Origin of the sequence: Streptomyces sp. NPDC088725, assembly GCF_044751305.1 — a bacterium.
Lineage (GTDB): Bacteria > Actinomycetota > Actinomycetes > Streptomycetales > Streptomycetaceae > Streptomyces.
In genome coordinates, this window is the sequence record NZ_JBIVLO010000018.1 from 15,942 (window position 1) to 29,441 (window position 13,500).

Annotated in this window: 8 protein-coding genes; 4 read left to right on the forward strand and 4 right to left on the reverse strand. The window is 69.3% G+C overall.

The features are described 5' to 3' along the window. Positions 1-110: 110 nt before the first annotated feature. Positions 111-704 (reverse strand): GNAT family N-acetyltransferase, encoded by a 594-nt coding sequence (locus tag ACIP6N_RS29375; protein ID WP_401820678.1) that lies wholly within the window; start codon positions 702-704, stop codon positions 111-113. A gap of 252 nt (positions 705-956) precedes the next feature. Between ACIP6N_RS29375 and secA the strand changes: the two genes are divergently transcribed. Then, on the forward strand, positions 957-3,800 hold the full coding sequence (secA, locus tag ACIP6N_RS29380; RefSeq protein WP_401820681.1) for a preprotein translocase subunit SecA: 2,844 nt from the start codon (positions 957-959) through the stop codon (positions 3,798-3,800). 199 nt (positions 3,801-3,999) lie between these two features. Here the strand turns inward: secA and ACIP6N_RS29385 are convergent, their stop codons facing one another. Continuing rightward, positions 4,000-4,533 (reverse strand): Rv3235 family protein, encoded by a 534-nt coding sequence (locus tag ACIP6N_RS29385; RefSeq protein WP_401820683.1) that lies wholly within the window; start codon positions 4,531-4,533, stop codon positions 4,000-4,002. Between the two features lie 216 nt (positions 4,534-4,749). Between ACIP6N_RS29385 and ACIP6N_RS29390 the strand changes: the two genes are divergently transcribed. The 3 genes from ACIP6N_RS29390 to ACIP6N_RS29400 all read left to right on the forward strand — a co-directional run bounded on the left by ACIP6N_RS29390 (position 4,750) and on the right by ACIP6N_RS29400 (position 11,414). Next, positions 4,750-5,256, forward strand: a complete 507-nt coding sequence (locus tag ACIP6N_RS29390; protein ID WP_401820685.1) for a DUF6912 family protein — start codon at positions 4,750-4,752, stop codon at positions 5,254-5,256. A 207-nt stretch (positions 5,257-5,463) separates the two neighbouring features. After that, on the forward strand, positions 5,464-6,135 hold the full coding sequence (locus ACIP6N_RS29395; RefSeq protein WP_401820687.1) for an HAD family hydrolase: 672 nt from the start codon (positions 5,464-5,466) through the stop codon (positions 6,133-6,135). Between the two features lie 353 nt (positions 6,136-6,488). Continuing rightward, positions 6,489-11,414 carry an NAD-glutamate dehydrogenase gene (locus ACIP6N_RS29400; RefSeq protein WP_401820689.1) on the forward strand — a complete coding sequence of 1,642 codons (4,926 nt, stop codon included), beginning with the start codon at positions 6,489-6,491 and terminating at the stop codon, positions 11,412-11,414. 265 nt (positions 11,415-11,679) lie between these two features. Here the strand turns inward: ACIP6N_RS29400 and ACIP6N_RS29405 are convergent, their stop codons facing one another. Continuing rightward, positions 11,680-12,474 carry an ABC transporter ATP-binding protein gene (locus tag ACIP6N_RS29405; protein ID WP_401820691.1) on the reverse strand — a complete coding sequence of 265 codons (795 nt, stop codon included), beginning with the start codon at positions 12,472-12,474 and terminating at the stop codon, positions 11,680-11,682. Continuing rightward, positions 12,467-13,399: an ABC transporter permease gene (locus ACIP6N_RS29410; RefSeq protein WP_401820726.1), complete on the reverse strand. Its 933-nt coding sequence runs from the start codon at positions 13,397-13,399 to the stop codon at positions 12,467-12,469. Before ACIP6N_RS29410 ends, ACIP6N_RS29405 begins: the two co-directional genes overlap by 8 nt. Between the last annotated feature and the right edge of the window lie 101 nt (positions 13,400-13,500).

The following is a 13,500-nucleotide window of genomic DNA, read 5'->3' on the forward strand; positions in this document are numbered from 1 at the left end:
GACAGCCCGTCCCGGGCCGCGGCCGGGGCCGGGACCCGAGCCGGATCCGAGCCGGATCGACGGGCTCTGCTCCTGCTCGTGCAGGCTCACGCCCGAGGGCGACAAGGGGTTCATCGGGTCGGACGCTCCCGCGTCCGGCCCGGCAGATACGGGTGGGTGCCCGGCAGGCCCAGATCGGTGGGGAGCAGGGCTCCTATCCAGCAGTCGCGCAGCACGCCTTTGTTGAGCAGACCCGCGCGCAGTACGCCCTCGACCACCGCGCCCGCCTTCTCCGCGACGGCACGCGAGCCCTCGTTGCCGACCTCGGCACGCCACTCGACCCGTATCGCGGCCAGGTCCGTGAAGGCCCACCGGGCCAGTGTCCTCACGGCCTCCGTCATGTAGCCGAGGCCCCGGTGCTCCTTCGCGGTCCAGTAGCCGGCCTCCCACGTGCCGGAGCGGGGGTGATGCAGGCTGATCGCGGCGACCGGCCGGCCCGGGCCGTCGCGCGGTTCGACGGCGAAGGTGTATTCCGTGTCGTCCCGCCAGCCGTCCGGGGCCAGCCGTCCGATGAACTGTTCGGCATGCTGTCGTGTGTACGGCGAGGGGACCGTCGTCCAGCGCTGGATGTCCGGGTCCTGGCACGCCTGGTGTACCGCGGCCGTGTCCGCCGCGGTGAAAGGGCGCAGCAGCAGGCGTTCTGTGGTCAGGGTGACGGGTTCCATGACCGGATTCTGATTCGCGCCGGTGTGGAGCGCGAGCATTTTTCGCCCCCCGCTTCTTTCCTCACCGGCACCTTCCGTGCGTTCCGAGCGTTCTCCTTGTGGGTGACAGCGGGTCCGCGTGACAGCGGCCCTCCCGGCGCGGGCGCGTCCTCGCTTACGATGGCCGTTGCGGTGGGGCCCGCCTGCCGTGCCCGCGCCCGTGTCCGTAATACGACCCAGTGCCCGGCCCGACCGGCAAGGAGACCACCCTCAGTGTCCGTCTTCAACAAGCTCATGCGTGCAGGCGAAGGCAAGATCCTGCGCAAACTGCACCGCATCGCGGACCAGGTCAACTCCATCGAAGAGGACTTCGTCAGCCTCTCCGACGCCGAGTTGAAGGCGCTTACCGCCGAGTACAAGGAGCGGTACGCCGAGGGCGAGAGCCTGGACGACCTGCTTCCCGAGGCCTTCGCCACCGTCCGCGAAGCGGCCAAGCGCGTCCTCGGCCAGCGTCCCTACGATGTCCAGCTGATGGGCGGCGCCGCGCTTCACCTGGGCTATGTCGCCGAGATGAAGACCGGTGAGGGCAAGACTCTCGTCGGCACGCTCCCGGCCTACCTGAACGCGCTGTCCGGCAAGGGCGTTCACCTGATCACGGTGAACGACTACCTGGCCGAGCGTGACTCGGAGCTGATGGGGCGCGTCCACAAGTTCCTGGGCCTCTCGGTGGGCTGCATCCTGGCGAACATGTCGCCCGCGCAGCGCCGCGAGCAGTACAACTGCGACATCACGTACGGCACGAACAACGAGTTCGGGTTCGACTACCTCCGCGACAACATGGCGTGGTCCCGGGACGAGCTTGTCCAGCGCGGCCACAACTACGCCGTGGTGGACGAGGTCGACTCGATCCTCGTGGACGAGGCCCGTACGCCGCTGATCATCTCCGGCCCGGCCGACCAGGCCACGAAGTGGTACGGCGACTTCGCCAAGCTGGTCACCCGGCTCACCAAGGGTGAGGCGGGCAATCAGCTCAAGGGCATCGAGGAGACCGGCGACTACGAGGTCGACGAGAAGAAGCGCACGGTCGCCATCCATGAGCCCGGTGTCGCGAAGGTCGAGGACTGGCTCGGTATCGACAACCTGTACGAGTCGGTGAACACCCCGCTCGTCGGTTATCTGAACAACGCCATCAAGGCCAAGGAACTCTTCAAGAACGACAAGGACTACGTCGTCATCGACGGCGAAGTCATGATCGTCGACGAGCACACCGGCCGAATCCTCGCCGGCCGCCGCTACAACGAGGGCATGCACCAGGCGATCGAGGCGAAGGAAGGGGTGGACATCAAGGACGAGAACCAGACCCTTGCCACGATCACCCTCCAGAACTTCTTCCGCCTCTACGGCAAGCTCTCCGGCATGACCGGTACGGCCATGACCGAGGCCGCCGAGTTCCACCAGATCTACAAGCTGGGAGTCGTGCCGATCCCGACGAACCGGGCGATGGTCCGCGTGGACCAGTCCGACCTGATCTACCGCACCGAGGTCGCGAAGTTCGCGGCGGTCGTGGACGACATCGCGGAGAAGCACGAGAAGGGGCAGCCGATCCTGGTCGGCACCACCTCGGTCGAGAAGTCCGAGTACCTCTCGCAGCAGCTCAGCAAGCGCGGCGTCCAGCACGAGGTGCTCAACGCCAAGCAGCACGACCGTGAGGCGCCGATCATCGCGCAGGCCGGCCGCAAGGGCGCCGTCACCGTCGCCACGAACATGGCAGGACGCGGTACGGACATCAAGCTCGGCGGCAACCCCGACGACCTCGCGGAGGCGGAGCTGCGGCAGCGCGGCCTGGACCCCGTGGACCACGTCGAGGAGTGGGCGGCGGCACTGCCCGCGGCCCTGGAGAAGGCCGAGCAGGCGGTGAAGGCGGAGTTCGAGGAGGTCAAGGACCTCGGCGGGCTCTACGTCCTGGGTACGGAGCGCCACGAGTCGCGCCGTATCGACAACCAGCTGCGCGGCCGTTCCGGACGTCAGGGCGACCCGGGCGAGTCCCGCTTCTACCTGTCGCTCGGTGACGACCTGATGCGGCTGTTCAAGGCACAGATGGTCGAGCGCGTCATGTCGATGGCCAACGTCCCCGACGAGGTGCCGATCGAGAACAAGATGGTGACGCGCGCCATCGCCTCTGCGCAGTCGCAGGTGGAGCAGCAGAACTTCGAGACGCGTAAGAACGTCCTCAAGTACGACGAGGTCCTGAACCGCCAGCGTGAGGTCATCTACGGCGAGCGCCGCCGCGTCCTGGAGGGCGAGGACCTCCAGGAGCAGGTGCGTCACTTCATGGACGACACGATCGACGCCTACATCCAGGCGGAGACCGTCGAGGGCTTCGCGGAGGAGTGGGACCTCGACCGGCTGTGGGGCGCCTTCAAGCAGCTCTACCCGGTGAAGGTCACCGTCGAGGAGCTGGAGGACGCGGCGGGCGACCGCGCGGGGATCACCGCGGAGTTCATCGGTGAGTCCATCAAGGACGACATCTACGCGCAGTACGCGGACCGCGAGGAATCGCTCGGCTCGGACATCATGCGTGAGCTGGAGCGGCGCGTGGTGCTGTCCGTCCTGGACCGCAAGTGGCGCGAGCACCTCTACGAGATGGACTATCTCCAGGAGGGCATCGGCCTGCGCGCGATGGCCCAGAAGGACCCGCTGGTCGAGTACCAGCGCGAGGGCTTCGACATGTTCAACGCGATGATGGACGGCATCAAGGAGGAGTCCGTCGGCTACCTGTTCAACCTGGAGGTCCAGGTCGAGCAGCAGGTCGAGGAGGTCCCGGTGGAGGACGCGGCCGAGCGTCCCTCGCTCGCCAAGCAGGACGTGACCGCGGGCGCGCCCGCCGGCGGGTCCCGCCCCGAGATCCACGCCAAGGGCCTCGACGCCCCGCAGCGCCCCGACCGGCTGCACTTCTCCGCTCCCACGGTGGACGGCGAGGGCGGTGTCGTCGAGGGTGAGTTCGAGGGCGACTACCAGAGCGACGGACCGACCCGCTCCACCTCGGACGGTCTGACGCGCGCCGAGCGCCGCAAGTCACAGAAGGGCGGCAGCGGCGGCCGCCGCCGCAAGAAGTAGCGATCAGCCGCGGATCCTCCGGTCACGGGCCGGGGGATCTGCGGCGGAATCGGGTTTACGGGCCGGGTCGCGCGCTCATGGGCGTGCGACCCGGCCCGTCGTGTCCGGGCCCCGGAGGCGCCATGACGTCGCCGTGTCCCGGACCTCGCGGGCGCCCTGCGGTCTGCGTTCCTGTGACCCTGCCGCCTGTCCTGCCGCCTCAGGTCCTGCGGGCGCCTGCCCCGGCCCGTTCGCCGCCGATCTCCACGGCCGCGCACCGCCAGCGCAGATCGGCGCCCTGCTCCAGGCGGAAGGCCATGGCGCGGACCTGCTCGCCCGCGGCGATGCTGGCCGACGCCTCGACCACGCCGGGCCGCGGATGGAAGCCGCGGCAGCCACGGACGACGGGGTTGGTGCCGCGTGCCCTGAGCGGTGTCCTGGGCGCGAGCCTGACGAGCTGTTCGTACGCGTCACCGATGGTCTGGCCGAGCATCCAGTGCACGGGCCTGCGGCCGCTCAGGACGGCGAGCAGGCGCTCCGCGAAGAGTTCGTGCGGCGGGATGTGCGGAGGGACGTGCGGCGGGACGCGGGGCAGCCGCGGGGGCCGGACGGTGCCAGGACCGCTCTGGTCGCGGCGGCCGGTCGGCCGGGTCCCCGAAGGGGAGGTGGAGGTGGTGGTTCTTGTCGTGCGCACGCCGCTCGCCCCCGTTCTGCCGCCCGGCTCGGATACCGGGCGGTAACTTTTGGTGAGCATCTTCTACGGGGAGTGAGGGCGCCCCCGCAAGGTCCGCGCGCGGTGCCGGAAACGTCCGTACGGATCACCTATCCGGGTGGTGATCCGCCCGGGAGGAGCGGGAGCGCCGGGGCGACGGCGGTTCGCGGTGGACGTCGGGAGGCGTAGGAGGCGTCATCCCCAAGAGGGACCGTCACCCGTATCCTTGGGTGCTCACGACTACGAAAGCGGCCACTCATGCGCGTCTACGTCCCCCTGACTCTTCCCGGTCTCGCAGAGGCGTACAAGACGGGCGAGCTGGGGCCAGGGCCGGTGACCGGCTACGCGGTGACTCCGGGACTGCGTGAGTGGTACGTCTCCGACGACATCGAGGAGCTGGAGTACGCCGCGCTCAACCGGGCCGCCGCCGCCTCGCTGCGACTGCTCGCCGCCGTGCCGGGCGCCGCGCGCCGCCGGGTGGTCGTCGCCGCCGACGTACCGGACCGGGAAGCGGTCTCGGACCCGGACCGCGGGCTCGACTCCGCGGGGCTCGGCGAGGTGCGGCTCGCCTCCGCCGTGCCGCTGTCGAAGGCGGCGGCCGTGCATGTCGACGCCGATGACGCGGAGGCCGACGTGACCGCGGCGGCCGCCGCGCTGGGAGCGGCGGATCACGGTGACGACGACGCGCAGTTCACGGTGGACGGCGCGGAGGACCACGAACTGCTCTGGTACGGCATCCAGGAGATCCCGCACCTCATCGGCTGAGGCGGCGCGTCCGACAGCCCGGCAAACCGCGCCGGTTGTCCGGCGTCCAGCGTCCCGCGCCCGTTGTCCCGCGTTCCGCGTTCCGTGTCCGACGGGCCCTCGATTGACGTCCGGCAGCGGCGGTCATGTCCGGAAACGGACGGGAGTCGACGGCCGGGAATCGGCCCGGCCGCCTCGTTGTCACACTCTGCCGGTACCGTTTTCGGCATGGGGAAGCACACGACACATCTGGTCTGGGACTGGAACGGCACACTGCTCGACGACATCCTGGCGGTCGTCGAGGCGACCAACGTGGCCTTTGAGGAGATCGGCGTCGAGCCCATCACCCTGGACCGCTACCGCGAGCTGTACTGCGTACCGGTCCCGCTGTTCTACGAGCGGCTGATCGGCCGGAAGCCGACCGCCGCCGAGTGGCTCGTCATGGACGAGACCTTCCACCGGCACTACGCCGAGCGCCGCGTCGCCTGCGGGCTGACCGAAGGCGTCGAGCAGCTGCTCTCCCAGTGGAAGCTGGCCGGCCGCAGCCAGTCGCTGCTGAGCATGTTCGGTCACGAAGAGCTGGTGCCGGTGGTCCGCGGCTACGGGATCGAGAGCCATTTCGTCCGGGTCGACGGGCGTACGGGCCCTTCGGGCGGCAGCAAGGCGCTCCACATGGAGCGTCATCTGGCCGCGCTGGCGGGGGCGGGCGCCATATCCCCGGCGCACACGGTGGTCATCGGTGACGCGGTGGACGACGCGGTGGCGGCGAAGCACGTGGGCGCGCGGGCGGTGCTGTACACCGGCGGGTCGCACAGCAGGGCCAGTCTGGAAGCGGCGGGCGTGCCGGTGGTGGACAGTCTCGCGGACGCCGTCGATCTCGCGCAGGGCCTGGCAGGCTGACGTATACATGCCAAGGGGTCGGTTGTCCGCGTCCACGGCGTCAAAATTTTCTCCCCTTTTTTGTACACAGGCGGCTCATGACGGATCCGCCGTGAGGGGGGATAGCCTGGGGTCCGTGATCAGCGCGATATGCCGTGAGGGCAGCGAAGCCCCTGGCCAGAGCCCGGAGTGCGACAGCGCCCGGGCGATCGCCGATTCCCTGGATCCGGACCGGCTGCCAAAATTAGCCAATAACGTCCCGGACACCGCTCATCGCGGCATAACGTCAGCATCGACCGGAACACCCGTGTCGTGGCGTTGTGGCGCTTCCTTCATCTACGTCACGCAACGGCGCGCGACAGGAGCCAGAGGACATGCAGACCAAGCTGGACGACGCAAAGGCCGAGTTGCTCACCGAGGCGGCCCGGGCCGCTGAGAGGTCGGAGAGCGAAGGGCGCCCCGACAGAGACACGCTCATCGCCTACCTCCAGCGTTATTACCGGCACACGGCGCTGGAGGATCTGGCCGACCGTGACCCGGTCGATGTCTTCGGCGCCGCGCTCTCCCACTACCGGCTGGCCGAGAACCGCCCGCAGGGCACGGCCAACGTACGTGTCCACACGCCGACGGTGGAGGAGAACGGCTGGACCTGCAGCCACTCCGTCGTCGAGGTGGTGACGGACGACATGCCGTTTTTGGTGGACTCCGTCACCAATGAGCTTTCGCGCCAGGGCCGTGGCATCCACGCGGTGATCCACCCGCAGGTCTTCGTGCGCCGTGACGTCTCCGGCAAGCTGATCGAGGTCCTTCCGGCCGGCGCGGCCGAAGGCGAGGAACGCCCGCACGACACGCTCACCGAGTCCTGGATCCACGTGGAGATGGACCGTGAGTCCGACCGCGCCGACCTCAAGCAGATCACCTCCGACCTGCTGCGGATCCTGTCCGACGTCCGCGAGACGGTCGAGGACTGGGAGAAGATGCGCGGCTCGGCCCTGCGGATCGCGGACGAGCTGCCCACCGAGCCGACCGCTCACGACCTGCGCGAGCACGAGCTGGAAGAGGCCCGTGAGCTGCTGCGCTGGCTCGCGGCCGACCACTTCACGTTCCTCGGCTACCGCGAGTACGAGCTGACGGAGGCGGACGCCCTGGCCGCCGTGCCCGGCACCGGCCTCGGCATCCTCCGCTCCGACCCGGACCAGAGCGGTGACAACGACCACCCGGCGAGTGAGTCCTTCAGCCGGCTGCCCGCCGACGCCCGCGCCAAGGCCCGTGAGCACAACCTGCTCATCCTCACCAAGGCCAACAGCCGCGCCACCGTGCACAGGCCCGGCTACCTCGACTACATCGGCGTGAAGAAGTTCGACAAGAAGGGCAATGTCGTCGGGGAGCGCCGCTTCCTGGGGCTCTTCTCGTCCGCCGCGTACACCGAGTCCGTACGCCGGGTGCCCGTGGTCCGCCGCAAGGTCGCCGAAGTCCTCGAAGGCGCGGGCTTCACGCCCAACAGCCACGACGGCCGCGACCTGATGCAGATCCTGGAGACGTACCCGCGCGACGAGCTGTTCCAGACGCCGCCCGACCAGCTCCGTACGATCGCCACCAGCGTGCTCTACCTCCAGGAGCGCAGGCGGCTGCGGCTGTACCTGCGCCAGGACGAGTACGGGCGCTACTACTCCGCCCTCGTCTACCTGCCGCGTGACCGCTACACCACCGGTGTCAGGCTGCGTCTTGTCGACATCCTCAAGGAGGAGCTGGGTGGCACCAGCGTCGACTTCACGGCCTGGAATACAGAATCGATCCTCTCCAGGCTGCACTTCGTGGTCCGTGTCCCCACCGGGACCGAGCTGACCGAGCTGACCGACGCCGACACCGAGCGGATCGAGGGCCGTCTCGTGGCCGCCGCCCGCTCCTGGGCCGACGGCTTCGGCGAGGCGCTGAACGCGGAATGCGGCGAGGAGCGCGCGGCCGAACTGCTGCGCCGTTACGGCAACGCCTTCCCCGAGGGCTACAAGGCCGACCACACGGCCCGCTCGGCCGTCGCCGACCTGGCCCACCTCGAAGCGCTCAACACCATGGGCAAGGACTTCTCCCTCTCCCTGTACGAGCCGGTCGGAGCCGGTCCCGGCGAGCGCCGCTTCAAGATCTACCGCGCGGGCGAGCAGGTCTCGCTCTCCGCCGTGCTCCCGGTGCTCCAGCGCCTCGGCTGCGAGGTCGTCGACGAGCGCCCGTACGAGCTGCGCTGCGACGACCGCTCGCAGGCCTGGATCTACGACTTCGGCCTGCGGATGCCGCAGGCGGGCCTGGGCAAGAACGACGGCCTCGCCGACGACGCCAGGGACCGCTTCCAGGACGCCTTCGCCGCCGTCTGGACCGGTGCGGCCGAGAACGACGGCTTCAACTCCCTGGTCCTGGGCGCCAACCTGACCTGGGGCCAGGCGATGGTGCTGCGCGCCTACGCCAAGTACCTGCGCCAGTCGGGCTCGACGTTCAGCCAGGACTACATGGAGGACACCCTCCGCAACAACGTCCACACCACCCGGCTGCTCGTCTCGCTCTTCGAGGCCAGGATGTCGCCGGGCCGCCAGCGGGCCGGCACGGAGCTGATCGACGGGCTGCTGGAGGAGCTGGACGGCGCCCTCGACCAGGTCGCGAGCCTGGACGAGGACCGCATCCTCAGGTCCTTCCTCACCCTCATCAAGGCCACGCTGCGGACGAACTTCTTCCAGAAGAACGACAGCGGCGAGCACCACGCCTACGTGTCGATGAAGTTCGACCCGCAGGCCATCCCCGACCTGCCCGCGCCCCGTCCGGCGTACGAGATCTGGGTCTACTCCCCGCGCCTCGAAGGCGTGCACCTGCGCTTCGGCAAGGTCGCCCGCGGTGGTCTGCGCTGGTCCGACCGGCGTGAGGACTTCCGTACGGAGATCCTGGGTCTGGTCAAGGCACAGATGGTCAAGAACACCGTGATCGTGCCGGTCGGCGCCAAGGGCGGCTTCGTCGCCAAGCAGCTGCCCGACCCGGCCGTGGACCGTGACGCCTGGCTCGCCGAGGGCATCGCCTCGTACAAGATCTTCATCTCGGCGCTGCTCGACATCACGGACAACCTGGTGGCCGGCGAGGTCGTACCGCCCAAGGACGTGGTCCGGCACGACGAGGACGACACGTATCTGGTCGTCGCCGCCGACAAGGGCACCGCGAGCTTCTCCGACATCGCCAACGAGGTCGCGGTCGCGTACAACTTCTGGCTGGGCGACGCCTTCGCCTCGGGCGGCAGCGCCGGTTACGACCACAAGGGCATGGGTATCACGGCGCGCGGCGCCTGGGAGTCCGTCAAGCGGCACTTCCGGGAGCTGGGCCACGACACCCAGACCGAGGACTTCACGGTCGTCGGCGTCGGGGACATGTCCGGTGACGTGTTCGGCAACGGGATGCTGCTCTCCGAGCACATCCGGCTGGTCGCCGCCTTCGACCACCGCCACATCTTCATCGACCCGCACCCGGACGCGGCCGCCTCCTTCGCGGAGCGCCGCCGGCTGTTCGACCTGCCGCGCTCCTCCTGGGCCGACTACAACAAGAAGCTGCTGTCGCAGGGCGGTGGCATCCACCCCCGTACGGCCAAGTCCATCCCGGTCAACGCGCATGTCAGGGAAGCCCTCGGCATCGAGCCCGGCGTCAGCAAGCTCACCCCGGCCGACCTGATGAAGGCGATCCTCGCGGCCCCGGTCGACCTGCTCTGGAACGGCGGCATCGGTACGTACGTCAAGGCGTCCACCGAGTCGAACGCCGACGTCGGCGACAAGGCCAACGACGCGATCCGCGTCAACGGCGAGGACGTACGCGCCAAGGTCGTCGGCGAGGGCGGCAACCTGGGACTGACCCAGCTCGGCCGGATCGAGTTCGCCAGGCGCGGCGCGGGCGGCGGTGGCGGCCGGGTCAACACCGACGCCATCGACAACAGCGCGGGCGTGGACACCTCCGACCACGAGGTGAACATCAAGATCCTGCTCAACGGCCTGGTCACCGAAGGCGACATGACCGTCAAGCAGCGCAACAAGCTGCTCGCCGCCATGACCGACGAAGTCGGCACGCTGGTGCTGCGCAACAACTACGCGCAGAACACCGCCCTTTCCACCGCCGTCGTCCAGGCCCCGTCCCTGCTCCACGCCCACCAGCGGTTCATGCGCCGCCTCGTGCGGGACGGACACCTCGACCGCGCGCTGGAGTTCCTGCCCACCGACCGCCAGGTCCGTGAACTGCTCAGCGCGGGCAAGGGTTTGTCCCAGCCCGAGCTGGCGGTGCTCCTCGCGTACACCAAGATCACGGTGGCGGACGAGCTGATCCAGACGGGTCTGCCGGACGACCCGTACCTGCGCGGGCTGCTGCACGCCTACTTCCCCGCGGCGCTGCGGGAGAAGTACGCCGAGCAGATCGACGGGCACGCCCTGCGCCGCGAGATCATCACGACGGTGCTGGTCAACGACACGGTGAACGCGGGCGGTTCGACCTTCCTGCACCGGCTGCGGGAGGAGACCGGCGCGTCGATCGAGGAGATCGTACGGGCGCAGACCGCGGCCCGCGCGATCTTCGGTCTGAGCGAGGTGTGGGACGCCGTCGAAGCACTCGACAACGAGGTCCCCGCCGACGTCCAGACCCGGATCAGGCTGCACTCCCGCAGGCTCGTCGAGCGCGGCACGCGCTGGCTGCTCGGCAACCGGCCGCAGCCGCTGGAGATCGCGGACACCATCGAGTTCTTCGGCGCCGGCGTGGAGCAGGTCTGGGCGCAGCTGCCCACGATGCTGCTCGGCGCGGAGCTGGAGTGGTACCAGAGCAACCTGAAGCAGCTGACGGAAGCGGGTGTTCCCGAGGAACTGGCCGTACGGGTGGCCGGTTTCACCTCCGCCTTCCCGACGCTCGACATCGTGGCGATCGCGGAACGCACGGACCAGGACGCGCTGTCCGTCGCCGAGGTCTACTACGACCTCGGCGAGCGGCTGCGGATCACACAGCTGATGGACCGGATCATCGAGCTGCCGCGCGCCGACCGCTGGCAGTCCATGGCCCGCGCGTCCATCCGCGAGGATCTGTACTCCGCGCACGCGGCGCTGACGGCGGACGTCCTCGCGGTCGGCGGCGACGGCTCGACGCCCGAGGAGCGCTTCAAGGCGTGGGAGCAGAAGAACGCGGCGATCCTGGGCCGTTCGCGGTCGACGCTGGAGGAGATCCAGGGTTCGGACTCCTTCGACCTGGCGAATCTGTCGGTCGCGATGCGGACGATGCGGACGTTGCTGCGTACCCGCAGCTGACCGCTGAGTGAGAGGAAGGGGGGCCGCCCGGCGCATCTCGCCGGACGGCCCCCCTTCCTCGTACACGTACGGAATCCTTCGCGGCCGGGTCACGTCCTCAAAGTGGCGTCCGCCCGGCACGGCACCTCGGCGCGTTGCCGGAGCCGTCCGAATACGCCCGGGCCATCCACGATGCTGACCGTCCGCCTTGCGGGGGCGCCGCACCGGACGCCCCGGGCTGCTCCACGAAGATCCGCCGGACGTGACCTGGACCGGTTTGGGACTATTACTCGCTACGGCCCGGTGCGGCCGTGAACTCCTCGTACGCCGCGACTACTTCCGCCGCGGGGCCGTCCATCCGCAGGGTCCCGGCCTCCAGCCACAGTGCCCTGTCGCAGGTTTCGGTGATCGTCCTGTTGCTGTGGCTGACCAGGAAGACCGTGCCGGCCTCCTCGCGCAGCTCGGCGATGCGTTCCTTGCTGCGCCGCTGGAACGCGGCGTCGCCGGTGGACAGCGCCTCGTCGATCAGCAGTACCTCGTGGCTCTTGGCGGCGGCGATCGAGAAGCGGAGCCTGGCGCCCATGCCGGAGGAGTACGTCCGCATCGGCAGCGAGATGAAGTCGCCCTTCTCGTTGATCCCGGAGAAGTCCACGATCCCGGCGTAGCGGGCGCGGATCTGCTCGCGCGACATGCCCATCGCGAGGCCGCCGAGGACGACGTTGCGCTCGCCGGTCAGCTCGCTCATCAGCGCCGCGTTGACGCCGAGCAGGGAGGGCTGGCCCCGGGTGTAGACCGTGCCCTTCGTGGGCCGCAGGAGCCCCGCGACGGCTTTGAGGAGCGTCGACTTGCCGGAGCCGTTCGATCCGATGAGGCCGATCGCCTCGCCCTTGTACGCGGCGAAACTCACGCCCTTCACCGCGTGGACCTCGCGTACACCGGGAGTGGCGCGGCGCGAGACGATGCGGCTGAGGGCGGACGTCGCGCTGCCCTTGGCACCTTGGGTGCCGTGCACCCGATAGGTGAGGTGGACGTCGTCGGCCACGACGGTTGCCGCGGGGGTGTGCTGTCCGGTGTCAGCCACGTCCGTACTCCTCCTCGGCCTTCCAGAAGTAGAGGAAGCCGCCGATTCCGGTCAGTGCCGCCCAGCAGAGGGCCACGGCCCAGACGTGCGCGGGCAGCTGGGTCGCCTTGAAGCTGTGGATGAGCGCGAAACGCATCAGGTCGATGAAGACGGCGGCCGGGTTGTACTCCAGGGCCAGGGTGACAGGACGCGGCAGACCGGCGCCCGCCGACAGCTTGCTGACGCTCCACATCACGCCCGACATGTACATCCAGGTGCGCAGGATGAACGGGGTCAGCTGGGCGATGTCCGGGGTCTTGGCGCCGAGCCGCGCCACGATCATCGCGAGCCCGGTGTTGAAGACCGCCTGGAGGAGCAGGGCCGGTACGGCCAGCAGCCAGCTGAGCGAGGGGTACTGGCCGAAGCAGACGAGGATCACCGTCAGCGCGCCCAGGGAGAACAGCAGTTGCTGAAGCTGCTGGAGGGCGAGGGAGACGGGCAGGGCGGCGCGCGGGAAGTGCAGGGCCCGTACGAGGCCGAGGTTGCCCGAGATCGCCCGGGTGCCCGCCGTCACGGAGGCGGAGGTGAACGTCCAGATGAAGACGCCGGTCACCAGGAACGGGATGAAGTCCGGGACGCCGTGACTGGTGCGGAGCAGTAGGCCGAAGATGAAGTAGTAGACCGTCGCATTGAGCAGCGGGGTCATGATCTGCCAGATCTGCCCCAGCTTGGCCTGGTGGTACTGGGCGGTCAGCCGGGCGGTCGCGAAGGTCGTGATGAAGTGTCTGCGCGACCAGAGCTGCCGTATGTACGCGGGGAGTGTGGGACGGGCGCCGCTGACGGTGAGGCCGTGGCGGGCGGCGAGCGCGGCCAGGTCGGTCTCGGCGTGGGGCGCGGACGCGGCCCGGGATGCGGCCGCGGAGTGGGTGGACGGGGTCGTCGCGATGCTCTGGCTCACAGGAGTCCGCTTCCGACGGAGGGCTGGTACGGAGGGCTGGAACGAAAAGCGGGGGCGGAGCGCGGGCGATGGGACGCGCCCGTATCGTC

Bases quoted from the DNA above. Each gene is read 5' to 3' on its own strand.
- ACIP6N_RS29385 (WP_401820683.1), bottom strand. From the start codon at position 4,533: ATGCTCACCAAAAGTTACCGCCCGGTATCCGAGCCGGGCGGCAGAACG.
- ACIP6N_RS29375 (WP_401820678.1), bottom strand. From the start codon at position 704: ATGGAACCCGTCACCCTGACCACAGAACGCCTGCTGCTGCGCCCTTTC.
- ACIP6N_RS29390 (WP_401820685.1), top strand. From the start codon at position 4,750: ATGCGCGTCTACGTCCCCCTGACTCTTCCCGGTCTCGCAGAGGCGTAC.
- ACIP6N_RS29395 (WP_401820687.1), top strand. From the start codon at position 5,464: ATGGGGAAGCACACGACACATCTGGTCTGGGACTGGAACGGCACACTG.
- ACIP6N_RS29400 (WP_401820689.1), top strand. From the start codon at position 6,489: ATGCAGACCAAGCTGGACGACGCAAAGGCCGAGTTGCTCACCGAGGCG.